Consider the following 21,815-nt stretch of genomic DNA (forward strand, 5'->3'; position numbering starts at 1 on the left):
GAGAAAATCAAATCTCTCGCCTTGTTTTTGCAATATTTTCCATCCACTGGACGTATCCTCTATATGAGGCCCGCCAGCCACAGAATGAGTCCGTACACCGCCGAGGCCGCCGTGCCGTAGACAATCACCGGCCCGGCGATGGTGAACATCTTGGCCCCGGTGCCGGTGACCCGGCCCTCGGACTGAAACTCAATGGCCGCGCTGACCACCGAGTTGGCAAAGCCGGTGATGGGCACCAGACTTCCCGCCCCGGCCCGGGCCGCCAGCTTCTGGTACCACCCCAGGGTGGTGCACAGCCCCGACAAAAGGATCAGGGTGCAGCTGGTGAGGGTGCCGGCGGTGTCGGGGTCGGCCCCCGCCGCCAGATACCGCTGGCGGAACCATTCCCCCAGCAGACAGATGCCTCCGCCCACGCAGAAGGCCCACAGGCAGTCCCGCACTATAGGGGACGGCGGCCCGGCCTGCTGAACCCGGCGGGCGTATTCCTCGCTTGACAGATGCATAAAACCGTTCGCCTCACTCGTCTGTTTGGCAGATAGTCTGCCCGAGGTGCGGCGTGATTATACCAGATTCTACATTTCAGAACAGAGAGGTCTTTTGTATGCAGCAGCAGCCTATGGCTCCTATGCCCAATGATCCGTCCCACCGCCCGCGCCGCAAACTGACCCGGGCCGAAATCCGCCGCCGTCGCCGCCGCCGTGCGGCCCGGCGCCTCACCGTCTTTTTCTGTGCCCTGGCCCTGGTGGCGGGAGGCGTCTCCTTCGCCGTCACCCGGATGCAGGCCGCCGCCTCCAGCGCCTCCACCACCACACCGGCCAGCAGCACCCAGCCCGCCGGCTCGGCGGCGTCCGGCTCGAACAACAGCCCGGCGGCGTCCTCCTCTTCCCAGGCCGCTTCTTCGGCCCCGGCAGTGCCCCAGAACGCTCTGGGCCTCACCGCCGCCGAGGCCCAGGCCATGCTGAATGATTCCCGGATGGTGCTGGTGAACCACGACTCCCCCACGCCGGAGGACTACACCTTCGACACCAAGGAGTGCGGCTCGGCCACCGCCATCAACAAGACCCTTCAGACCGAGGCCGCCGACGCCTTCCTGGAGATGCAGGCCGCGGCAGCCGCCGACGGCGTCACCATCTGGATGCAGAGCGGCTACCGGAGTGTGTCCTACCAGACCACCCTGTACAACAACAAAACCCAGCAGTACCTGAACCAGGGCTACGATGAAGCCACCGCCCGGGAGCTGGCCGCCGGCATCGTCAACCCTCCGGGATATTCCGAGCACAACTGCGGCCTGGCCGCCGACCTGAACTGCCCCGACTTCACCGACCTGGACACCGGCTTTGAGAACACCACCGCCTTTGCCTGGCTGTGCGAGCACGCCGAACAGTACGGCTTCATCCTCCGCTACCCCAAGGGAGAGGAGGCCGAGGCCGTCACCGAGATCACCTATGAGCCCTGGCACTGGCGCTATGTGGGCCCCGAAAACGCCGCCCGAATCAACGAAAGCGGGCTGATTTTTGAGCAGTATATCGCCGAGCTGCAGAAGATCGCCGCGGCGGTGTAAAGACCCTGGAAACGGGGTGTGAAAGTTTTGGCCCGGATTGCATTTTGCAGTTTGATATGATAAGATAGTCATGGTTTGCAAAAACCTGTATGCGTAGCGCTGCGCCCCGGGCGCACCAACGATACAATCGAGAGAAGGAAAAGGAAATATTATGATGAAACGTAATTTCTTGTTTTCGTTGACTGCACTGATTCTCTGCGCTGCCCTGCTGGCAGGCTGCGGCGGATCTTCCGATGATGCCAGCAGCACCGCCAGCTCGGCGGCGTCTGCCCCCGCCTCCGCCGCCGCCGGCGAGACCCGCACCGATGATGCGGGTACGGCCGCTCCGAACAATGCGGAAAACGGTTCCGACCAGCTGTCGGCCATTGCGGACCAGCTGCTGGAGGCCAACCCCATCTCCAACCAGTTTGAGATCTCGGCCATGAACATCGAGTACGACTTCGGCCTGGCGGCCGAGGACGTGGCCAGCTACAAGGGCATCAAGAGCAATGACAACGGCGACGCCGGCCTGGTGCTGGTGATTCAGCCCGCCGCCGGCAAGTCCGAGGCCATCTGCGAGCAGCTGCAGACCTACAAGGAGGACCAGGTGGCCTTCTACGGCAACTACTCCGAATTTGCCCAGGCCCAGAGCAACGTGGAAAACGCAGTGATCTCGGGCCGGGATAACCTGGTGGTCATGGTCATCGCCTCCAACGAGGCCACCGCTGACCTGGGTCAGGCCGTGGACGACGTGATGAACGAATACGCACAGTAAGATTTTGCCCCCGCGATAGGGTTCGAGCCGCCGTGACCGGCGCCCGGGCCCTGCCCGGCGGGAAATCTGCTGCAGTCCCTGAGTCAATGCCCCCGCGGCATCGGCTCTTATTTGACCCAGGCGTTCTCACGAGAATGGCCCCACACCCACCCTGCTGGTAAGGAGATACGGCCTTGATATTCAGTTCGATCATCTTCCTGTTTCATTTTCTGCCCTTTACCCTGGCGGCCTATTATATTGCCCCCGCCCGGGCCAAGAACACCGTCCTGTTTTTGTGCAGCCTGGTGTTCTACTGCTGGGGCGAAGTCCGGTTTTTCCCGGTGATGCTGGGCCTGATCCTCATCAACTACCTGTGCGGTTTGGGGATCGCCCTCTTTGACCGCCGCCCTCTGGGGCGGAAAATTCTCCTGGCGGTGGCCCTGGTGGGCAGCCTGGGGATGCTGTTCTACTTCAAATACACCAACTTTGTGCTGGAAAGCGCCAACGCCCTGCTGGGGACAAGCTTTGCCCCCATCGAGGGCATCAGCGTCCTGCCTCTGGGCATCAGCTTCTACACCTTCCAGACGTTGTCCTATACCATTGACGTCTACCGGCGGAACGTCCTGGCCGAAAAGAACATCATCGACTTCGGCGCCTATGTGGTCATGTTCCCCCAGCTGATCGCCGGCCCCATCGTCAAATACCGGGATGTGGCCGCCCAGCTCCACGTCTACAAGCACCGCTATTCCCTGGCCCAGATTGAGGAGGGCGTGACCATCTTCACCTTCGGCCTGGCCAAAAAGGTGCTGCTGGCCGACGCCATCGGCACCCTCTGGACCGACATCATCGGCATCGCCGATGACGCCTCGGTGACCTTTGTGGGCCTGGCCAACGCCTCCACCCCGCTGGTGTGGCTGGGTATCCTGGCCTACAGCTTCCAGCTGTACTTTGACTTCTCGGGTTACTCCATGATGGCCATCGGCATGGGCAAGATGATGGGCTTTGAGTTCCCCCAGAACTTCAACTATCCGTATATTTCCGCCTCCATCACCGAGTTCTGGCGGCGGTGGCATATGACCCTGTCGGGCTGGTTCCGGGAGTATGTGTATATCCCCCTGGGCGGCAACCGCAAGGGCCTGCGCCGCCAGATCCTCAACCTGTTCATCGTGGAGTTGCTCACCGGCATCTGGCACGGCGCCAACTGGAACTTCATCTGCTGGGGCCTGTACTATTTCGTCCTGCTGGCGGTGGAAAAGCTGTTCCTCCTGAAATACCTGCAAAAGGGCAAAATCTGGCCCCACATCTACACCCTGTTTTTTGTGGTGGTGGGCTGGGCCATGTTTGTGGGCAATGACGCCGGCGTCCAGTTCGGCCTGCTGTTCCAGAAGCTGTTCATCCCCTCGGGCGGCGTGTCGCCGGTGTACTTCCTCCGGAACTACGGCGTCCTGCTGGTGGTGTCGGCCATCTGCTGCACCCCCCTCATCGAGAAGGTCTGGGACCTGCTCAAACGGCGGAACTGGACAAGGGTGCTGACGGTGGCCCTGCTGCTGGTGGTCTCCACCGCCTATGTGGTGGGCAGCACCAACAGCCCCTTCCTCTACTTCAACTTCTAAGGAGGCCGCACCATGGAACAAAAGAAAAAACGCGGCGGGCTGATCCATTACCCAGTTTTGATCCTGTTCAGCGTCTTTTTTGTGGGCGTGTTTGTGCTGGACCTGCTGACCCCTGACCGTCAGGTCAGCGAGCTGGAAAACACCACCCTGACCCAGCGCCCCGCCATTACCACCCAGCTGCTGACGGCCAAGGGCCTGAACCAGTTTTTCAACAATTACACCCAGTACACCAAGGACCAGATTCCCGGCCGCGACGGCTGGATCAGCCTCCAGAGCTTTGTGGAGACGGCCCTGTTCCAAAAGACCCAGAGCGGCGGCGTTCTGCTGGGGGACGAGGGCCAGATGATCAACCGGACCTTCGGCCTGGTGTCCAGCGAGGAGCGGACCCTGCCCCGGAACATCGCCGCAGTGACCTCCCTGGCCTCCCGCTATCCCGGCAAAGTCTACACCATGGTGGTGCCCTCGGCGGCCACCATCTACCCCGAGCGGGTGCCGGTGGGCGCTCCCCTGCTGGACGAAACGGTCTACCTGAAGCAGATTCAGACGGCGGTGGAGGAGGCCGGCGGCACCTTCGTGTCGGTGGCGCAGACCCTGTCCGACCACCGGGACGAGTATATCTACTACCGCACCGACCACCACTGGACTACCCAGGGCACCTACTATGCCTACAGCCAGCTGTGCAGCCTGCTGGGCCTGACGCCCTTTGACCTGTCGGCCCACCAGGCGGTGGAAGTGCCTGACTTTTACGGCACCTTCTATTCCCGGGCCCGCACCTGGAACGCCCAGCCCGACACCCTGACCTATTACCAGCTGGACAACCCCCTGACCATCTATACCGTCACGGGGCCCGGCATGCCCGAGGCGGGCAACACCACCGGCCTGTACGATCTGTCCAAGCTGGAGGTCTACGACAAATATGCGGCCTTCCTCCACGGCAACAACGGCATGAGCCGGGTGGAGGGCGACGGCGAGGGCAGCATCCTGGTCATCAAGGACAGCTATGCCAACTCCTTTGTCCCCTTCCTGACCGCCAACTATGCCGACATCGACGTGGTGGACCTGCGGAACTACAACTACGGCCTGGATACCCTGATTGACCAGAACGACTATGACCAGATTCTGGTTTTGTACAGTTTTGACAGTTTCAAGAGCGATCCCTACCTGTACCGGGCCGGGATTGAAGGGTGAAAAAATCGAGATGGGGCGTCTTTCCACAAAGAATGCTATACAATATTATGAAAACCGCCTAAATTTCACACTTTTTTCAAGGAAACTCTTGAGCATTCTCTCACAATGTGGTAAAATGGGATTGAACCCAAAAGGTGTGGGAGAATCTGTTTTGCGGGCAGGTGAAAACCCGCCGGTATCCGATCAGCAAAGGAGATTTGACCTATGAAAGATGCGATCCGTTACCCGGAACATTTCGCCCCGGTTGCACAGGACGAGATGGTCTATCTGACTGGCGGCGGTATTGTGGACAGTGTCGGCAACGCCGTGGACAGCGTGGTGGACACCACCGCCTCTGCCATCAATGCCATGGGCACCATTGCCACCATTGTGGGCGTTGCTGTGCTGGCGACCAGCTACATTTGGGGCATTCAGCAGGCCAACCGCTGGCTGGATGACAACGCGGAGGGCAACATCTTCACCATTTTGGGCAAGGCAGTGGATGACCTGGGCGCGGATATGTCCAAGTCGCTGTCTTACTTTACCCGTGATCTGGTGGCGGCCGTTGCGGTGGTGGGCCTGTGGCCCCTGAGCATCCCGCTGCTGATCTTCACCTGATTTGGTTTGCAAACGGTTGCATTTCTGCTGGAACTCTCATCCAGTCGAAGGCTGGAATGTACCGTTCACAATAGCCTAATCTTTGCAAAGAAAAGGAGCATCATTATGGAAATGACCGTTCGTATGCCCGCTAATTACAACCTCATGACGGAAGACGAGATGACCTATACCACCGGCGGCGCTGACGCTGGTAGCGTTGCTGCTCTGATCAGCGGCGGCATCTCCCTGGCTGTTAGCGGCCTGCTTCTGTACAACTGGATCGATCAGCTGCTGGGCGCTCGCCGCTGGTATGCTGCCAACAAGACCGGCAACATCGGCACCGACCTGGAGAAGGGCGTTGACACCTGGCTGAACTACACCACCACCTCTGTCCTGAACTGCGTCCGCAGCGTTCTGGCTACTGCCGCTTCCATCGGCAGCCCCCTGGGCTGGGTTGTGTCGGCTGTCGCATTCGCCACCGTCTAACCTCTGCAATTCCACCAAAGACCTAAACAGGCGGCGGTCCTCCCTTTGGGGCGGGGCCGCCGCCCTCTTTTTATGCTTTCGATTCCCCGGTGCCGCCGCGCTGCAGCCGCCGCAAAGGGCCGGCATAGGCCTCCGGTTGTGCTGCTGGGGCCAGCCCCCTTCCCTGCGCCCTGTCCGGCGGCCTGGAGGGGCGCTTTGGTTTGGACGGGAAAAAAGTCCCGTCCCTGAACCAAGGGCCTCTCCAGAGCCTGTAAACTCCTGCAAAAAAGACCCCGAAGGGCAGCGCTGCCTTTCGGGGTCTTTGCGATTTTGGGGGATTACTTGTTGAGGATGTCTTTCAGCTTGCGGAAGAAGCCCTTCCGCTTTTCGTAGTTGTCCTCCTTCAGGGTGCCCTCGAACTTCTTCAGGGCCTCCCGCTGGGTCTTGTTCAGCTTCTTGGGGATTTCCACGTCGCACTTGACGTACATATCGCCCCGGCCGCGGCCGTTCAGGTACTGAATGCCCTTGCCCCGCAGCCGGAAGGTGGTGCCGCTCTGGGTGCCTTCGGGCAGGTTATACTCCACCTTGCCGTCGATGGTGGGGACGGTGATGTTGTCGCCCAGAACCGCCTGGCTGAAGGTGATGGGGATGGTGACCCAGACGTCGTAGCCGTCCCGCTGGAACAGATCGTCGGGCCGGACGGTGACCATCACGATGACATCGCCGGCGGGGCCGCCGTTGGTGCCGGCGTCGCCCATGCCCCGCAGTGCAATGCTCTGATCGTCGTCAATACCCATGGGGATATTGACCTCCAGAGTCTTTTTGGTGGCCACACGGCCGCTGCCATGGCAGACCTTGCAGGGGGTCTTGATGAGCTTGCCCTTGCCGCCGCAGCGGGTGCAGGGCTGCTGGCTCTGCATCACGCCGAAGGGGGTCCGCTGCTGCTGGACGGTGTAGCCGCGGCCGTTGCAGTCGGGGCACACCTCGGGGGTGGTGCCGGGGGCTGCGCCGGAACCGTTGCACTCGGTACAGGTCTGCTGCCGGGTGATGGTGATGTTCTTCTTGCAGCCGTGGACCGCCTCGTCAAAGCTCAGGGTGATCCGCACCCGGATGTCCTGGCCCTTGCGGGGGGCGTTGGGGTTGGAGCGGGCGCCGCCGCCGGCGAAACCGCCGAAGCCGCCGCCGAAAATATCCCCAAAGATGTCGCCCAGGTCCACCCCGCCGAAGCCGCCGAAACCGCCTGCGCCGCCCTGGCTGGCTGCGTAGTTGGGGTCGACGCCCGCAAAGCCGAACTGGTCATAGCGCTTGCGCTTGTCGGGGTCGGACAAGACCTCGTGGGCCTCGTTGATCTCTTTGAATTTTTCCTCGGCGGTCTTGTCGCCGGGGTTGTAGTCCGGGTGGTACTTCAGGGCCAGCTTCCGGTAGGCCTTTTTGATTTCCTCGTCCGTGGCCGTCTTGGACACACCCAGGACCTCGTAATAGTCACGTTTCTCCTGTGCCATTTCCACTCACCTCTCGCCTGCCAGCCGCGCTGGCTCTAAAACCGGCAAATGCCGCCCCGGGGAAAACCGGAGCGGCTTTGCCATGTCCAGGGGCTGCGGCCAGAGGCCGCGCCCTCCTTTCAGCCTGTGCACCCCGCCGGTTTGGCCGGGGTGTCAGTGCATTTTATTCTCAGACTTCCTTGAAGTCGGCGTCCACGACGCCGTCATCGTTGGCCTGGTTGTTGCTGTTGCTGCTGCCAGCATCGGGGCCGGGGTTGGCGCCGGCGGCCTGCTGGGCGGCTGCGGCGGACTGATACATCCGCTCGAACACCTGGCTCAGAGCCTCCTGCTTGGCCTTGATGTCGTCGATGCTGCCGGACTGCAGGGTGTTCTTCAGGTCGGCCAGCTTGCTCTCGGCCTCGCTCTTGACGTCGGCGGGCAGCTTGTCGCCGTTCTCCTTCAGCATCTTCTCAGTCTGGAAGACCATCTGGTCGGCGCCGTTGCGGATGTCCACTTCCTCGCGCTTCTTTTTGTCCTCAGCGGCATACTGCTCGGCTTCCTTGACAGCCTTGTCGATGTCGTCCTTGGACATGTTGGTGGAAGCGGTGATGGTGATGTTCTGCTCCTTGCCGGTGCCCAGGTCCTTGGCGCTGACCTTCACGATGCCGTTGGCGTCGATATCGAAGGTGACCTCAATCTGAGGCACACCGCGGGGAGCCGGTGCAATGCCGTCCAGGTGGAACACACCCAGGCTCTTGTTGTCGCGGGCAAACTCACGCTCGCCCTGCAGGACGTTGACCTCAACCGAGGGCTGGTTGTCAGCGGCGGTGGAGAAGACCTGGCTCTTGTGGGTGGGGATGGTGGTGTTGCGCTCGATGATCTTGGTGCAGACGCCGCCCAGGGTCTCAATGCCCAGGCTCAGCGGGGTGACATCCAGCAGCAGCAGGCCCTTGACGTCGCCCTGCAGAACGCCGCCCTGGATGGCAGCGCCCACGGCCACGCACTCGTCGGGGTTGATGCCCTTGAAGGGCTCACAGTTCAGTTCCTTCTTGACGGCATCGTAGACGGCGGGGATACGGGTGGAACCGCCCACCATCAGGACCTTCTTCAGGTCGGAAGCGCGCAGGCCGGCGTCAGCCAGAGCCTTGCGGACGGGGGTCATGGTGCGGTCAACCAGATCTGCGGTCAGTTCGTTGAACTTGGCGCGGGTCAGGGTCATATCCAGGTGCTTGGGGCCGGTGGCGTCGGCGGTGATGAAGGGCAGGTTGATCTGGCTGGTCATGGCGCTGGACAGCTCGATCTTGGCCTTCTCAGCGGCCTCCTTCAGGCGCTGGGCAGCCATCTTGTCCTTGCGCAGGTCGATGCCGTTCTCAGTCTGGAAAGCGTCTGCCATCCAGTCGATGACGCGCTGGTCGAAGTCGTCGCCGCCCAGGTGGGTGTCGCCGTTGGTGGACAGAACCTCGGTGACGCCGTCGCCCATCTCAATGATGGAGACGTCGAAGGTGCCGCCGCCCAGGTCGTAGACCATGATCTTCTGGTCCTCTTCTTTGTCGATGCCGTAGGCCAGAGATGCGGCGGTGGGCTCGTTGATGATGCGGCGGACGTTCAGGCCGGCGATGGTGCCTGCGTCCTTGGTGGCCTGACGCTGGCTGTCGTTGAAGTATGCGGGAACGGTGATGACGGCCTCGGTGACGGTCTCGCCCAGGTAAGCCTCGGCGTCAGCCTTCAGCTTCTGCAGGATCATAGCGCTGACCTGCTGGGGAGTGTACTCCTTGCCGTCCAGGGTGACCTTCTCGTTGGTGCCCATCTTACGCTTGATGGACGAGACGGTGTTGTCGGGGTTGGTGATGGCCTGGCGCTTTGCCACCTGGCCCACCAGGCGGTCGCCGGTCTTGGTGAAGCCCACCACAGACGGGGTGGTGCGTGCACCTTCCGCATTGGGGATGACGACGGGCTCGCCGCCTTCCATCACGGCAACGCAGCTATTCGTAGTACCAAGGTCGATACCAATAATCTTGCTCATAAAAATGGCTCCTCTCTCAAAGCTCAGCTTGAAATGTTTTTTTGTTGTTTGTTTATCAGTGATCGCAATGTGTTACGGGATTGATTCTATCGGGACTCCCGCCGGGGCGGGAGCTGCGGCAGACTATTCGGCCACCACCACGGTGGCGTGACGGACGATCTTGTCGCCCAGCTTGTAGCCCTTCTGGTAGACGGTGACCACCGTGCCGCTCTCCTGGCCCTCCTGGGCGGGAACCTGCTGCACTGCGTTCATGAAGTTGGGATCGAAGGGCTTGCCCAGCACCTCGATTTCCTCCACCCGCAGGGTCTGGAAGGCTTTGGCGGCCTTATCCAGGGTCATGATAACGCCCTTCTTGTAGTTCTCATCGGTACAGGGGGCGTTGGCGGCCATGTCCAGGGTGTCCAGAATCGGGATGATCTGGTTGACGGCGTAGGAGATGCCGTCGTTGAACTTCTGGTCGGCCTCCCGGGTGGAACGCTTGCGGTAGTTGTCGTACTCGGCAGCCACCCGCAGCAGCTGATCCTTGGCCTGGGCGGCTGCCTTCTCGGCGGCGTCCAGCTTGGCCTTGAGGGCCTCGGTGTCCCGGTTCTTTTTGCCGAACCAGCCGTCTTTCTTTTTGGGCTCCTCTTTGGAGCTGTCGGTTTCGGCCGCAGGGGCGGTATCCTCTGCGCCGGGAGCGGCGGCTTCCTGGGCCGCTGCCTCCTCGCCCACCGGCTGCTGATCGGTCTGCTGGGATGCAGAAGTCTCAGCCTCGGGGGCCTTCTTGGTTTCTTCGCTCATCTGCGCGCCTCCTTATGCTTTACGGCCTGCCCGGGGTACGGCGGCCTGGGGTGTATCTTTTCGTTTGCCGGCCATGCCTTCGCCCAGTTCGTCGGCAAAGGCTTCCAGCAGCGGGATGACTTTACTAAAGGGCATCCGGGTGGGGCCGATGAGGGCCACCGAGCCGTACAGGCCGCCGCCCACCAGATACCGGCAGCTGACCACCGACAGACCCGGGATGCGGGGCTCCATGTCCTCGCCCAGCAGGACGCTGGTGCTCTTGGCGGGGGCCGCAATGATGCGGGCCGCCGCGGCCTCGTCGTTCAGGAGGGACAGGACCGTCTGGACCTTGCCCTCCAGCTGGGGCCAGTTGAGCAGGAAAGGCTCGCCGCCCAGGTAAACCCGGGGGGTGGCGGATTCCTGCAGGATGGCCGCCGCGGCGCTGATGACCGGCACCAGGGACGGGCTGATCTGGCTGCAAAGTTCCGCCAGCGCCCGGCGGGACAGGTCCACCGCCGCCACAAAGGTCAGATTGTGATTCAGCAGAGCGGCCAGCTCGGCGGCCTTCTCACGGGTGAGGCCGTCCCGGACCCGGGCCACCCGGGTTCGGACGTAGCCGGCGGAAGTGACTGCCAGCACCGCCGCAGCGCTGCGGCCCACCTGCACCACCTCGAAGTGTGCCACGCACAAATCCTCGGCGCAGGGGGTGCTGATGGCGGCGGTGTAGCCGCTCATCTGGGCCAGGGCCTTGACGGCGCCCTGGGCCAGCCGGTCGGGCTCGTGGTCCAGGCTGGCAAAGACGCTGTCCACTCTGGAGCGGGTGACCCGGTCCAGGGGCTGGGTGTCGTCCAGCAGATGGTCCAGATAGTACCGGTAGCCCTTGGCACTGGGTACCCGGCCTGCGCTGGTGTGGGGCTGCTCCAGCAGTCCCAGCCGCGTCAGGGCCGCCATCTCATTGCGCAGTGTCGCGCTGGACACCGCCATATCGAAGTAGTTGGCAAGGACGCTGCTGCCGACTGGCTCGCCTTCTACGCTGTAGAGGGATACGATGGCCTGCAGCACACGCTGCTTGCGCTCATCCATTGCCATGCTGTCCTGCCTCCTTGCTTTTGCTGGTTTGTTTAGCACTCTTTTGTTCTGAGTGCTAAGTTTATTATATGCAAATCCGCGGCGGTGTCAAGGGGGTGGGAAAAAAGTTTTCAATTCTGTCATAAACTCCAGCAAAAAAGGCTGTGCACCCGGCGGACGGGCACACAGCCTGGGGAGGATGGGCGCGCAGCTCACTCCTCCATCTGCTTGGCAAGGAAGGCGGCAGCCACCGAGACGGCCTTCTGGTGGGCGGCGTCGGGTTTTTCGGTGCGGTCGTCGGTGAGAAGGCCCACCGAGCCGGTGACGTCGCCGGCGGCCACAATGGGCCAAGCGCAGAGGATGGCCCGGTCCGAGCCCTCACAGGGGAGGACGGCCTGTTCGGGCACGCCCTCGCTGAGGTAGGGCTTGCGGCTTTCCATCAGCTTTTCCAGAGGCTGGCTGATGCTGCGGTCGGCGATTTCACGCTTGCCGGCGCCGCTGACGGCGATGATGTGGTCCCGGTCCGAGACAAAAGCGGTCAGGGCGAAACTTTTGTTCAGCACGTCGGTGTACTGGCTGGCGGTGCTGTGGAGCTCGCCGATGGGCGAATACTTTTTAAAGATGACCTCGCCGTCGCCGGTGGTGAAGATTTCCAGAGGATCGCCGCGGCGGATGCGCTGGGTGCGGCGGATCTCCTTGGGGATGACCACGCGGCCCAGCTCATCAATACGGCGCACAATGCCGGTTGCTTTCATGATCTTTTCCTCGCTTTCCTGTTGGTTGGGTTCTGCTGGATAGTATTTGTCATTGGGTGGGAATTATACAGGCCGGGGCAAACACAGGCAGGATACCCGGCGGATGAAAGAGGACCCGCTGCCCGGGAGGGGCTGCGTCTCCTCTCTGGCTCTGTTCCGGAAAAGAAAAGGCTCGGGCAGGTGGAAACGCCGCTTTCGCGGTGGTACAATGAAATCAGAAGGAAAACGACCGATCGGGGTTTGCATTTTGTGCTTTTTCGCCTGTGAAAGGCCGCGCAACGGCCGGTTGACACATTGCCACGCCGGCGTGGTGGCGATGCAACCGCATATTCTGCTAAAATGATTCCAGAAAAAGAAAGGAGAGACGACCATGAACCTGGCGGACAGAATCCAATCCTTAAGGAAAGCAAAAGGGATATCCCAGGAAGAGCTGGCGGAACACGTCGGCGTTTCCAGGCAGGCGGTTTCCAAATGGGAGAGCGGACAAAGCACGCCCGATTTGGAAAAAATCATCACTATGAGCGACTTTTTTGAAGTGACGACCGACTATCTCCTGAAAGGCATCCAACCGGCGGCCAACAACAAAGACGAAAAAACCAGAGAGCTGGCAAGCAGAATCCTCTATATTGCATCCACCGCGCTGATTGTCATTGGACTGCTGTGCGCCTTTGGCGGATGGTATGAACTACAAACCATGGAAACCGTCTGGGGCTCCATGATGATTCAGGTGGTCGGGCTGGCCGGTTATTTTATAGGAAGGCTGCTGTCGGCGGCAAAAGCGCCGTTTTATGTGCATTGGCTCAACCTGATGGGTATTGCCTTTATGCCGGTTTCGATGATTACGGGAGCCCTTTCCATCCTTGTTTTCCGGCAAGGATGGGTTGCCCCCTATCCCAGCGGGATCTTTCACGATTTCCTTTTTGGGGTGGTGTTTTTGGGGCTGGCCGCGGGAAGCTGTGTCCTCCTGAAAAAGAGGGAGCGGGATTCCCGGTGACAAAGGGGGATGAAAAGGAATAGCAAAGCCCGACGGGCCAGTCAACGGTCAAGATGAACGGCGCATACGCGCCGCCGTTGACAGGCCCGTCTGCCTTTGCTGGCTGACCAATAAGGGGCGACAGCAAAGAATGCTGTCGCCCCGCATGATGATGAAAGGGTACATGAGGCACGAACGGACTCCGTTTCCTCTGCTGGGGATGGGGGCTGCGGACTATATAAGGTATAATAAAAAATCCCCGCCCCAGAGGAGGCGAGGATTTTGTTTTTATAGCAGGTTTGTGCAGGCGAAAGACCTGACCGGGGAATGGGATGATGTGTGCGTACGGTCTCCCCTGTTCAGGCCAATCAATTCATAGAATAAATTATGGAACCCGGGTTTGGTAAAGCGTTGCATCGTACCCGGGCACAGCCCGAACGTAACGAGCGAGCCGGGGCGAAACGGCCCCGCGGAACCGCCGGAGACCCGGAAAGTGTATGGTACACATTGAAAAGCTGTTTGCCTACTTTTTCTCGAAAAAGTAGGAGGGGTCGATGCCGTGGATGCCGAGGCCGGGATCGTCCGAGACGGTGATGAGGCGCTCGTCGAAGCGTGCGCCGCCCTGGATGGGATCTACGCTGCACAGGACCGGGCCGTCCAGATCTACCCGGGTGATGATGCTCCGGGCACAGGCCAGCTCTACGGCGGCGTTGACGGCGATTTTCGCCTCCAGCATGCAGCCGATCATGCACTCGACTCCGTAGACTTCCGCCGCTGCGGCAATCCGCAGGGCGTTGGTGATGCCGCCGCATTTCATCAGCTTGATGTTGATGTAATCCGCTGCGCGGTTCTGGAAAATCTTCATGGCATCTGCCGGGGAGAATACGCTCTCGTCCGCCATCACCGGCACCCAGCTGTTCCGGGTAACGTAGGCCAGACCTTCCAGGTCGGCCGCCGGCACCGGCTGCTCCACCAGCTCCAGGGCCAGGCCCTTGTCCTGCATCTCGTTCAGGATGCGCACCGCCTGCCGCGGCGTCCAGGCCTGGTTTGCGTCGATGCGGATGCAGACGTCGTCCCCTACTGCCTTCCGGACGGCTGCCAGCCGGGCAGTGTCCAGGGCCGGGTCGGCCCCGACTTTTACTTTCAGACAGTCGTAGCCCCGGGCTACCGCGTCCAGGGCGTCCCGGGCCATCTCCTCGGGCGGGTTGACGCTGATGGTGATGTCGGTCACCAGGGTGCGGCGCGCGCCGCCCAGCAGCTTGTGCACCGGAATGTGATGCAGCTGGCCGTACAGGTCCCACAGGGCCATGTCCACCGCCGCTTTGGCGCTGGTGTTGTGGACGCCGGCCTTCTGGACCCGGGCGGTCAGGGCCTCGAAATCGTCCACTTCCTGGTTCAGGATCACCGGGGCGATCAGTTCCCGGATGGCGCCCACGATTCCCCCGGCGGTGTCGCCGGTGATGGGGCCGGTGGGGGGCGCTTCACCATAGCCGATGGCTCCGGTGTCGGTGTGGAGCTCCACCACAATGTCCTCGACGCTGTTCACCGTCCGCAGCGCGGTCTTGAAGGGCACCCGCAGGGGCACCGACAGCCGGCCCAGACGTACCTGTGTGATCTTCATAAGGATTCCCCCTCTTTTCACCAAAAAGGGGACGGCAGCCCGCCGTCCCCCGTGTACAAATCCTTTGGTTTGACCCGCTCACTCCCGCAGGGACTGGCGGATGCCCAGTTTCTGGTAGGCAATGCGGGGCGACCCGTCCGCCACATGGATGATGCCGCAGCGGGAGAACCCGTTGGTCTCCAGCACGTGCTGCATGATCTTGTTGTCGGCGTGGGTGTCGGCCCGCAGACTCTCGCAGTGCTCCAGACACCAGTCGATGACCAGACGGGCGATGCCGCTGCGGTGGCCGGCGGATGCCAGCCGGTGCAGGGTACCGTAGGGCCCGTTGCTGAGCCACTCTCCGTCCTCGATCACTTTATAAGTAGGGTCTTCGCCCAGAACAAAGGCAAAGACTGCTTCCAGCTCTCCGTTGATGACACAGACGAACAATCGGTTGGACAAGATGTCCTCCTCGATCAGTTCACGGGAGGGGTAGTGATCCCCCCACTGGGTCGGGTTCCCGTTTTCGGCCATGAACGCCTGGGCCCGGGCGTAAACCTCCATAATCTGATCCAGCTCAAACCGATTTGCTCCACGAAACATGAATCCTCCACCTTCTCTGTCAAACTTGGGGTTGCGTAAGTCAATTCCCTCTCCTGCCGTGCCGGGGGCCAAACGGATGCCGTGCCCGCCGGCGATAGATTTAGTATACTACATTTTTACTGAAAATTCTATATTTTTATGTCGAAAGTTGGACAGAAGCGAAGGAAAGGCCCAGCATCGCCGTTTTTGGGGCGGCGGTCCCCGCAGAGAAAGTTTCCGGCCCGGACCTTACTTCAGGAAGCCCTGGATGATCTGCTCCTCGGCTTCCTCCTCGGTGAGGCCGAGGGTCAGCAGCTTGGTGATCTGGTCGCCGGCGATCTTGCCGATGGCGGCCTCGTGGATCAGGGCAGCGTCCAGGTCGTTGGCGTCCAGCTGGGGCACGGCCAGGACCCGGGCGTGGTCCATGATGATGGCGTCGCACTCGGAATGGCCCGAGCAGGGTGCGTTGCCGGTGATGAGGGCGTCGAACTTCTGATAGGAACGGTCCCGGGCCACCGAACGGGACACCACGTCGGCGCTGGAACCAGCGCCGTTCAGGGTCACCTCGTAGCCGCTGACCGCCACCTGGCGGCCGTGGGTCATCAGGCGCTCACGGACCACCAGACGGGCGCCGGCGGCCAGATCGGCCACCGTCTTGCGGTTGGTGGAGTCCACGCCCTTGATCTGGACCATCTCCATCTCCATGGAGCCGCCCTCGTCCAGGTGCACCTCGGTGACGGGGTTGAGAATCCGCATGCCCAGGCCGTCGCCCTGGCCGTAGTGCTTCTCCACATAGCGGATGTGAGCGTTCTTGCCCACAAAGAACCGGTGGATGCCGTCGTGCTCCGAATCCTGGTTGCCGCAGTTGTCAATGCCGCAGCCTGCCACGATCAGCACGTCGCAGTCGTCCCCGATGAAAAAGTCGTTGTAGACCGTCTCCTTCAGGCCGCTCTCGCTGAGCACCACCGGAATGTGGACGCTCTCGTGCTTGGTGCCCGGCTTGATGTGAATGTCAATGCCGGTGCCGTCGTCCTTGGGGGTGATGTCGATGTTGGCCGTGCAGTTGCGGGCCACGGCCTGGCCGTTGGCGCGGATGTTGTAGGCGCCTTCGGGTATGGTGTGCAGATCGGCCACCTCGGCCAGAATCTGCTTCTGAATGTTGTCCAGCATTATGCGTCTCTGCCTCCCTGTTCCAGTGCGCTGCAGGCGGTGACGGCGGAGGTGGTGCCCAGCAGGCCGGGCAGAATCTCTGCCCGGGGGCCGTGCTGGGTGACCTTGCCGGCCGCCAGCACCACGATTTCATCGGCGATGTTCAGGATGCGTTCCTGGTGCGAGATGACCACAATGGAGCCGTCGGTATTCTTCTGCTGCATCCGCTCAAAGACCTGGATCAGGTTCTGGAAGCTCCACAGATCGATGCCGGCCTCCGGCTCGTCAAACACCGACAGCTTCTGGCCCCGGGCCAGGACGGTGGCGATCTCGATCCGCTTCAGCTCGCCGCCCGACAGGCTGGCGTTGACCTCGCGGTTGACATAATCCTTGGCGCACAGGCCCACCTCGGACAGGTAGGCGCAGGCGTCGGCAATGCTCAAGGGCCGGTCCTTGCCTGCGGCAATCCGCAGCAGGTCCAGCACCTGGATGCCCTTGAACCGGACCGGCTGCTGGAAGGCATAGCTGATGCCACGGGCGGCGCGGTCGGTGATGCTCATATGGGTGATGTCCTCTCCGTCAAAGAGGATACGGCCGGACGTGGGCTGCTCGATGCCGGCGATCAGCTTGGCCAGGGTGGACTTGCCGCCGCCGTTGGGGCCGGTGATGGCCACAAATGCCCCGTCGGGAATGGTGAGAGAGATATCCCGGATGATCTCTTTTTGACCTGTTTCGCCCGGGACATCAAAAGATATATGCTCGAGTTCCAGCATGGAATGACACCTCGTTGAAGCTGCGCCTTCTGGGTGCAGAAGGCTCGTGTTGAATTTGGTTTGCTTGGAGGGAGTATGGCCCGCTGGACGGGCCTTTCAACCTCGCAAGGGAATTATACCTGAAAAGGCAGATGGTGTCAATCCTATAATTTAACTAGGAAATAAAAAGTCTGTGTTAAAAAAGGGAAAAGTTTTCCACGGCCTCCCAAAGATTCCTGTTCAGGGGCCCATGTTGAAAAGTGTGATTTTTCCTATTCCGAATCGGAAAACCTGGGAAGAAGATAGGATTTGGCGGATTTTAAATGAAATAGAATTTGACGGTCAAACTTACAAAATTTCAGCAAAAGAAGGGTGAATGATGGGCGCAAAGGGGTGAAAAAGGGGGCTGTGGTTTACCTCATGTATAAACGGATGGAAAGTGGAGTTGTTGAAAACTCCGTTGAAAGAGTGGAAAAGAGGCGGAAAATTCCTCCCGCTGCCAGTAAAAACGGTGGAAAACCCGGTGGAAAGAGTGAAAAACTCCCCGCCCGGTTGAATGGCCCGCCCAAACATGATACAATAAAAGCCAATCGTGGCCCCGGGTCCAAAAGGACGCAGGGCCGCATATCCTACAGGTCAATGGGAGGCGTACTATGAACTGGTTGACCAAGCTTGAGCGGAAATTTGGCCGCTACTGCATTCCGAATCTGATTGCGTTTCTGGTGGGCGGTCAGATTGTCGTCTATGCGGTGGAATTGTTTGTGAACCGCTATATCACCTATTATCTGATGCTGAACCGGTCGGCCCTGTTTGCGGGGGAGATCTGGCGGCTGGTGACCTTTTTGTTTGTGCCCTTCTCCTCGGGCAGCATTTTGAACTTTGTGATTGCGGCCTACTTTTTGTGGTTTGTGGGGTCGGCGCTGGAAGCGGCCTGGGGGGATTTCCGGTTCAATCTGTATATATTGGCGGGGATGCTGGGAGCGATCCTGGCCTGCCTGGTCACCGGCAGCGCCGACACCTACTGTCTGGAGCTGTCGCTGCTGCTGGCCTTTGCCATCCTCTACCCCGACATGCAGGTGCTGCTGTTCTTCTTTATTCCTTTGAAGGTAAAGTACCTGGGCATTTTTGCGGGAGCCATCTGGGTGCTCAGCTTTTTGTCGGTGGGCTGGATGGGCAAGCTCAACTATCTGTTGTCCATGGCGGGCTTTGCGCTGTTCTTTGCGCCGGTGGTGTGGTCCAATATCCGGGCCTGGTATCGCCGGGAGCAGTGGCGGAGAATGAACCGGCGGTAAGCTTTTCACAGGAAGTCAACCAAAACGGAACACAACAAGGAGGCTGTGGAACGGATGCTGGAGCGTCTTGCGGGCAATGAGGCCCTGAAACAGGAAGTGGGCCGGATGCTGGAGAACCGGCGTCTGAGCCACAGCCTGCTGCTGATCGGCGAGGAAGGGCTGGGCACCGGGTTTGCGGCCCGGTGCATCGCCGCGGATTATCTCTACCCGGCGGGAGGCCCCGCCGCCGAGGCCCTGCTGCGGGGCGAGTGCTGTAAGGCGGTGGCCAAGGCCGGCGACCGCTCCAGCGGCCATGTGGAGACCGGCGTGGTCCGGGAAGCCATCTCGGTGGAAGGGATGGGCAGCGGCGGCCGGTACCTGGTGGGTCAGGTCACCGCCATGCGGAGCGAGATTTTCAACACCAGCCTGTCGGCCGAGGGCCGGGCGGTGCTGCTGTACCACACCGAGCGGATGAACGGCGAGTCGGCCAATGCTCTGCTGAAGGTGATGGAGGAGCCCCCCGAGGGGGTGCTGTTCATTTTGACGGCCCAGTCCCTGGCGGGGGTGCTGCCCACCATCCGCAGCCGGTGCGTCAGTTTTGCCCTGGCGCCGGTGCCGGTGAAGGAATGCGCCGCCTTCTGCGCCCAGCGCGGGGTGGACAAAAAAACCGCCGCCCGGCTGTCCGACCTCTTTGAGGGGCGGATCGGCGCGGTGCTGGCGGCGGCACAGGACCCGGCCCGGCGCAAACAGCTGGAGGCCGCCGAGGCCCTGGCCAAAGCGGCAGCCGCCTCGGACAACTACGCCGCCTCGGTGCTGCTGGCGGGCTATGAAAAGGATAAGGCGGGGGCAGCGGCCCTCCTGCGGGATTTCTGCGCCTATGGGGCGGCGGGCCTGCGGAGCAGCAGCCTGACCCCCCTGACAGGACAAAAGGCGGCCCGGGCCATCCAGATGGCGGATGAGGCCATCGGACAGCTGGAACGCCAGGTAAATGTGAAAATTGTGCTGCAGGTCCTGGGGGCGGGGTTCTGACCCGCCCGGCCCGGCAGCTTTTCCCTGAAATGCACAGAACCCCCGAACAGGCGCTTGCGGTACACCTGGACGAGGGTTCTGTGTGGGGTATTACTTTGGGTGTGAGGAGGAATCATGTGCAAGTCAGCGGTTGCGGCCCCGCTGGCTTGTGATTGTAGTATACCCAGTCTTTGCGTGAAAATGGTTACAAAGCTGTGAAGAAACTGTAAAAAGGTTCGAGCCCCTTTTGTGAGGCGCAAAAACCCGCATCATTCCTCATTTTTCGCGTTTTGTAAAAGGATGGCTGCGGCGTGCTGGGCCCCCAGCCGGGCATAGGCTTCGGCGTTGGCCCGGGAGGCGGCCAGCTGCTGGGGGCTGATCTCTTTCACCACCCGGGCGGGCACCCCCACCGCCACCGAGTAGTCGGGGATTTCCTTGCCTTCCGGCACCAGGGCCCCGGCTCCGATGATGCAGCCCTTGCCCACCTTGCAGCCGTTCAACAGGGTGGCGTGCATCCCGATGAGGGAGCCCTCCCCCACCTCAGCCCCGTGGACAATGGCCCCGTGGCCCACCGTCACATCCCGGTGGAGGTAAATCCGGGTGCCGGAGTCGCAGTGCAGGACGGCGTTGTCCTGCACGTTGGCGTTTTCGCCCACATAGATGGAACCCTCGTCCCCCCGCAGTACGGCGCCGTACCAGACGGTGGAGCCGGGGGCTAGGGTCACATCCCCCACCACCGCGGCGCTGTCGGCCACAAAGGCCGCGCCCTCATCCCGGGGCGTTTTTCCACAGACAGAAGCGAACATTGTCAAAAACCACCTTTCTCTTTTGCTGGTTTTGTGGTATCTTTGTAAGGAAAACAAAAATGGCGCGTTTGTCCCGCTCCAAAGGAGGCCTGTTCATGAATAAACTTCTCCGCCCGGTGCTGCGCCGGGCTGCCGCCCTGACGGCGGTGCTGGTGCTGGCCGTCTGGCTGGCTCTGCCCGGCATGGCGGCCTACCCCATGCCCATCCAGACCACCTACCCCGATGAGTCGGTGTATCTGTTTGATCTGGACACCGGCAAGACCATCCTGGAGCAGAACGCCGACCAGTCCCGCTATGTGGCCAGCCTCACCAAAATGATGACGGCCCTGCTGTATCTGGAGAGCGGCCTGGACCTGCAGGCGGAAATCACCATTCCCACCTCCCTGACCCAGGAGTTCACCGACATCCAGAACGCCAACGGCACCACCATCGGCCTGCGCACCGGCGAGACGGTGCGGCGGATTGACCTGCTGTACGGGCTGCTGGTGGCCAGCGCCAACGACGCGGCCAGCGTCATCGCCAGCGACGTCTGCAACGGGGACCTAACCGCCTTTGTGGCCAAGATGAACGCCCGGGCGGCGGAGCTGGGCTGCACCAACACCAATTTCACCTGCGTACATGGCCTGTACGACTACGGCAACGTCTCCACGGCCCAGGACCTGGCCAAGATTGCGGCCGCCTGCTACGCCAATGAGACCTACATGGAAATCGCCCAGACGGTGACCTATACCCTCCCTGCCACCAACCTCCACGCCAACGAGCGGGAGATCACCACCACCAACCTGATGCTGGACCCGGAATACGCCTATTACCGGGACTACATCCGGGGCATGAAAACCGGCTTCACCACCCTGGCCGGGCGGTGCTATGTGACCTTTGCCCAGAAGGACGGCCACACCTACGGTCTGGTGGTGCTGGGATCGGATATGGACAATATTTATCGGGAATGCGCCGAAATCCTGGACTGGACCTTTGCCACCTTCCGGGACCGTCAGCTCACCGACACCCAGACCATGCTCACCACCGTTCCCCTGACCCAGTGCCGGACCCAGCCCGAGGTGGAGCTGTACGCCGCCAACGCGGTGAACGGCTACGGCCATCCCGACGATGAGGTCACCTATACCTTCGACCTGCCCGAGAGCATCCGGGCCACCGTGAAAAACGGTCAGGTGGTGGGCACCGCCACCGTCTGGCTGGACGGCTATGAGGTGGGCACGGTGGATCTGGTGACCCATCAGGAATACGTCTCGGATTTCCGCACCGACGGCATCGCCACCCTCAAGCTGCTGCCGGCCCTGCTGGTGATCCTGCTGGTGCTGGCTCTGCTGAGCGTTCTCACCGGCGGCGGGCCCGGCCTGTTCCGCCGCAGAGGACGCCGGAGACGCCGCCGCTGATCCTGCCCCTGCGTCAAATATCTGCAAATATCTCCGGCCTGGAAGTGCAATGCACGCC

Annotated in this window: 21 protein-coding genes; 10 read left to right on the forward strand and 11 right to left on the reverse strand. The window is 61.3% G+C overall.

Features of this window, described 5'->3' with window-relative positions; all coding sequences use genetic code 11:
- Positions 1-59: 59 nt before the first annotated feature.
- Positions 60-503, reverse strand: coding sequence for a SpoVA/SpoVAEb family sporulation membrane protein (locus B5E67_RS08265; protein ID WP_087246101.1), 444 nt, complete (start codon positions 501-503; stop codon positions 60-62).
- A gap of 98 nt (positions 504-601) precedes the next feature.
- On the opposite strand from B5E67_RS08265, the gene B5E67_RS08270 reads away from it, so the two are divergent.
- From B5E67_RS08270 to B5E67_RS08295, 6 genes are all read left to right on the forward strand, one after another.
- Complete coding sequence (locus B5E67_RS08270) at positions 602-1,561, forward strand: M15 family metallopeptidase (RefSeq protein WP_242956885.1); 960 nt, start codon at positions 602-604, stop codon at positions 1,559-1,561.
- A 151-nt stretch (positions 1,562-1,712) separates the two neighbouring features.
- On the forward strand, positions 1,713-2,315 hold the full coding sequence (locus tag B5E67_RS08275; RefSeq protein ID WP_087384617.1) for a DUF4358 domain-containing protein: 603 nt from the start codon (positions 1,713-1,715) through the stop codon (positions 2,313-2,315).
- A 173-nt stretch (positions 2,316-2,488) separates the two neighbouring features.
- Positions 2,489-3,907 (forward strand): MBOAT family O-acyltransferase, encoded by a 1,419-nt coding sequence (locus tag B5E67_RS08280; protein ID WP_087384619.1) that lies wholly within the window; start codon positions 2,489-2,491, stop codon positions 3,905-3,907.
- Between the two features lie 12 nt (positions 3,908-3,919).
- Positions 3,920-5,095, forward strand: a complete 1,176-nt coding sequence (locus B5E67_RS08285) for a DHHW family protein (protein WP_087384621.1) — start codon at positions 3,920-3,922, stop codon at positions 5,093-5,095.
- A 204-nt stretch (positions 5,096-5,299) separates the two neighbouring features.
- Positions 5,300-5,692 carry a hypothetical protein gene (locus tag B5E67_RS08290; protein WP_087384623.1) on the forward strand — a complete coding sequence of 131 codons (393 nt, stop codon included), beginning with the start codon at positions 5,300-5,302 and terminating at the stop codon, positions 5,690-5,692.
- Positions 5,693-5,797: 105 nt separating this feature from the next.
- Positions 5,798-6,157 (forward strand): hypothetical protein, encoded by a 360-nt coding sequence (locus tag B5E67_RS08295; RefSeq protein ID WP_087365159.1) that lies wholly within the window; start codon positions 5,798-5,800, stop codon positions 6,155-6,157.
- A 317-nt stretch (positions 6,158-6,474) separates the two neighbouring features.
- Here B5E67_RS08295 and dnaJ read toward each other — a convergent pair whose 3' ends face one another.
- From dnaJ to B5E67_RS08320, 5 genes are all read right to left on the reverse strand, one after another.
- The gene (gene dnaJ / locus B5E67_RS08300; protein ID WP_087246089.1) at positions 6,475-7,638 is read right to left on the reverse strand and encodes a molecular chaperone DnaJ; all 1,164 of its coding nucleotides are present in this window, start codon (positions 7,636-7,638) and stop codon (positions 6,475-6,477) included.
- Positions 7,639-7,807: 169 nt separating this feature from the next.
- Positions 7,808-9,640: a molecular chaperone DnaK gene (gene dnaK / locus B5E67_RS08305; RefSeq protein ID WP_087384625.1), complete on the reverse strand. Its 1,833-nt coding sequence runs from the start codon at positions 9,638-9,640 to the stop codon at positions 7,808-7,810.
- A 123-nt stretch (positions 9,641-9,763) separates the two neighbouring features.
- Positions 9,764-10,420, reverse strand: coding sequence for a nucleotide exchange factor GrpE (locus B5E67_RS08310; protein WP_087246085.1), 657 nt, complete (start codon positions 10,418-10,420; stop codon positions 9,764-9,766).
- A 12-nt stretch (positions 10,421-10,432) separates the two neighbouring features.
- On the reverse strand, positions 10,433-11,488 hold the full coding sequence (gene hrcA, locus B5E67_RS08315) for a heat-inducible transcriptional repressor HrcA (protein WP_087384627.1): 1,056 nt from the start codon (positions 11,486-11,488) through the stop codon (positions 10,433-10,435).
- A 191-nt stretch (positions 11,489-11,679) separates the two neighbouring features.
- On the reverse strand, positions 11,680-12,222 hold the full coding sequence (locus tag B5E67_RS08320; RefSeq protein ID WP_087246081.1) for a stage V sporulation T C-terminal domain-containing protein: 543 nt from the start codon (positions 12,220-12,222) through the stop codon (positions 11,680-11,682).
- Positions 12,223-12,592: 370 nt separating this feature from the next.
- On the opposite strand from B5E67_RS08320, the gene B5E67_RS08325 reads away from it, so the two are divergent.
- The gene (locus B5E67_RS08325; RefSeq protein ID WP_087384629.1) at positions 12,593-13,216 is read left to right on the forward strand and encodes a helix-turn-helix transcriptional regulator; all 624 of its coding nucleotides are present in this window, start codon (positions 12,593-12,595) and stop codon (positions 13,214-13,216) included.
- 502 nt (positions 13,217-13,718) lie between these two features.
- Here the strand turns inward: B5E67_RS08325 and B5E67_RS08330 are convergent.
- The 4 genes from B5E67_RS08330 to B5E67_RS08345 all read right to left on the reverse strand — a co-directional run bounded on the left by B5E67_RS08330 (position 13,719) and on the right by B5E67_RS08345 (position 17,299).
- Entirely contained in the window at positions 13,719-14,816 is a 1,098-nt protein-coding gene (locus B5E67_RS08330; RefSeq protein WP_087365169.1) for a dipeptide epimerase, read from the reverse strand.
- A 78-nt stretch (positions 14,817-14,894) separates the two neighbouring features.
- The gene (locus tag B5E67_RS08335) at positions 14,895-15,398 is read right to left on the reverse strand and encodes a GNAT family protein (RefSeq protein WP_087246075.1); all 504 of its coding nucleotides are present in this window, start codon (positions 15,396-15,398) and stop codon (positions 14,895-14,897) included.
- A gap of 228 nt (positions 15,399-15,626) precedes the next feature.
- The gene (locus B5E67_RS08340; RefSeq protein WP_087246074.1) at positions 15,627-16,547 is read right to left on the reverse strand and encodes a SufD family Fe-S cluster assembly protein; all 921 of its coding nucleotides are present in this window, start codon (positions 16,545-16,547) and stop codon (positions 15,627-15,629) included.
- Entirely contained in the window at positions 16,547-17,299 is a 753-nt protein-coding gene (locus tag B5E67_RS08345) for an ATP-binding cassette domain-containing protein (RefSeq protein WP_087384632.1), read from the reverse strand. Before B5E67_RS08345 ends, B5E67_RS08340 begins: the two co-directional genes overlap by 1 nt.
- Positions 17,300-17,931: 632 nt before the next feature.
- On the opposite strand from B5E67_RS08345, the gene B5E67_RS08350 reads away from it, so the two are divergent.
- On the forward strand, positions 17,932-18,570 hold the full coding sequence (locus B5E67_RS08350; RefSeq protein ID WP_087246070.1) for a rhomboid family intramembrane serine protease: 639 nt from the start codon (positions 17,932-17,934) through the stop codon (positions 18,568-18,570).
- Between the two features lie 54 nt (positions 18,571-18,624).
- Positions 18,625-19,578, forward strand: coding sequence for a hypothetical protein (locus B5E67_RS08355; protein ID WP_087384634.1), 954 nt, complete (start codon positions 18,625-18,627; stop codon positions 19,576-19,578).
- A gap of 248 nt (positions 19,579-19,826) precedes the next feature.
- Here the strand turns inward: B5E67_RS08355 and B5E67_RS08360 are convergent, their stop codons facing one another.
- Positions 19,827-20,363 (reverse strand): gamma carbonic anhydrase family protein, encoded by a 537-nt coding sequence (locus B5E67_RS08360; RefSeq protein ID WP_087246066.1) that lies wholly within the window; start codon positions 20,361-20,363, stop codon positions 19,827-19,829.
- Between the two features lie 95 nt (positions 20,364-20,458).
- Between B5E67_RS08360 and B5E67_RS08365 the strand changes: the two genes are divergently transcribed.
- Entirely contained in the window at positions 20,459-21,757 is a 1,299-nt protein-coding gene (locus tag B5E67_RS08365) for a D-alanyl-D-alanine carboxypeptidase family protein (RefSeq protein WP_087384636.1), read from the forward strand.
- Positions 21,758-21,815: the final 58 nt, after the last annotated feature.

The sequence above is a fragment of the Faecalibacterium sp. An122 genome (genome assembly GCF_002160895.1).
GTDB lineage: Bacteria > Bacillota > Clostridia > Oscillospirales > Ruminococcaceae > Faecalibacterium.

Coding starts and splice junctions, on each gene's coding strand:
- B5E67_RS08265 (WP_087246101.1), bottom strand. CDS start 503: ATGCATCTGTCAAGCGAGGAATACGCCCGCCGGGTTCAGCAGGCCGGG.
- B5E67_RS08270 (WP_242956885.1), top strand. CDS start 602: ATGCAGCAGCAGCCTATGGCTCCTATGCCCAATGATCCGTCCCACCGC.
- B5E67_RS08275 (WP_087384617.1), top strand. CDS start 1,713: ATGATGAAACGTAATTTCTTGTTTTCGTTGACTGCACTGATTCTCTGC.
- B5E67_RS08285 (WP_087384621.1), top strand. CDS start 3,920: ATGGAACAAAAGAAAAAACGCGGCGGGCTGATCCATTACCCAGTTTTG.
- B5E67_RS08290 (WP_087384623.1), top strand. CDS start 5,300: ATGAAAGATGCGATCCGTTACCCGGAACATTTCGCCCCGGTTGCACAG.
- B5E67_RS08295 (WP_087365159.1), top strand. CDS start 5,798: ATGGAAATGACCGTTCGTATGCCCGCTAATTACAACCTCATGACGGAA.
- dnaJ (WP_087246089.1), bottom strand. CDS start 7,638: ATGGCACAGGAGAAACGTGACTATTACGAGGTCCTGGGTGTGTCCAAG.
- dnaK (WP_087384625.1), bottom strand. CDS start 9,640: ATGAGCAAGATTATTGGTATCGACCTTGGTACTACGAATAGCTGCGTT.
- B5E67_RS08310 (WP_087246085.1), bottom strand. CDS start 10,420: ATGAGCGAAGAAACCAAGAAGGCCCCCGAGGCTGAGACTTCTGCATCC.
- hrcA (WP_087384627.1), bottom strand. CDS start 11,488: ATGGCAATGGATGAGCGCAAGCAGCGTGTGCTGCAGGCCATCGTATCC.
- B5E67_RS08320 (WP_087246081.1), bottom strand. CDS start 12,222: ATGAAAGCAACCGGCATTGTGCGCCGTATTGATGAGCTGGGCCGCGTG.
- B5E67_RS08325 (WP_087384629.1), top strand. CDS start 12,593: ATGAACCTGGCGGACAGAATCCAATCCTTAAGGAAAGCAAAAGGGATA.
- B5E67_RS08330 (WP_087365169.1), bottom strand. CDS start 14,816: ATGAAGATCACACAGGTACGTCTGGGCCGGCTGTCGGTGCCCCTGCGG.
- B5E67_RS08335 (WP_087246075.1), bottom strand. CDS start 15,398: ATGTTTCGTGGAGCAAATCGGTTTGAGCTGGATCAGATTATGGAGGTT.
- B5E67_RS08340 (WP_087246074.1), bottom strand. CDS start 16,547: ATGCTGGACAACATTCAGAAGCAGATTCTGGCCGAGGTGGCCGATCTG.
- B5E67_RS08345 (WP_087384632.1), bottom strand. CDS start 17,299: ATGCTGGAACTCGAGCATATATCTTTTGATGTCCCGGGCGAAACAGGT.
- B5E67_RS08350 (WP_087246070.1), top strand. CDS start 17,932: ATGAACTGGTTGACCAAGCTTGAGCGGAAATTTGGCCGCTACTGCATT.
- B5E67_RS08355 (WP_087384634.1), top strand. CDS start 18,625: ATGCTGGAGCGTCTTGCGGGCAATGAGGCCCTGAAACAGGAAGTGGGC.
- B5E67_RS08360 (WP_087246066.1), bottom strand. CDS start 20,363: ATGTTCGCTTCTGTCTGTGGAAAAACGCCCCGGGATGAGGGCGCGGCC.
- B5E67_RS08365 (WP_087384636.1), top strand. CDS start 20,459: ATGAATAAACTTCTCCGCCCGGTGCTGCGCCGGGCTGCCGCCCTGACG.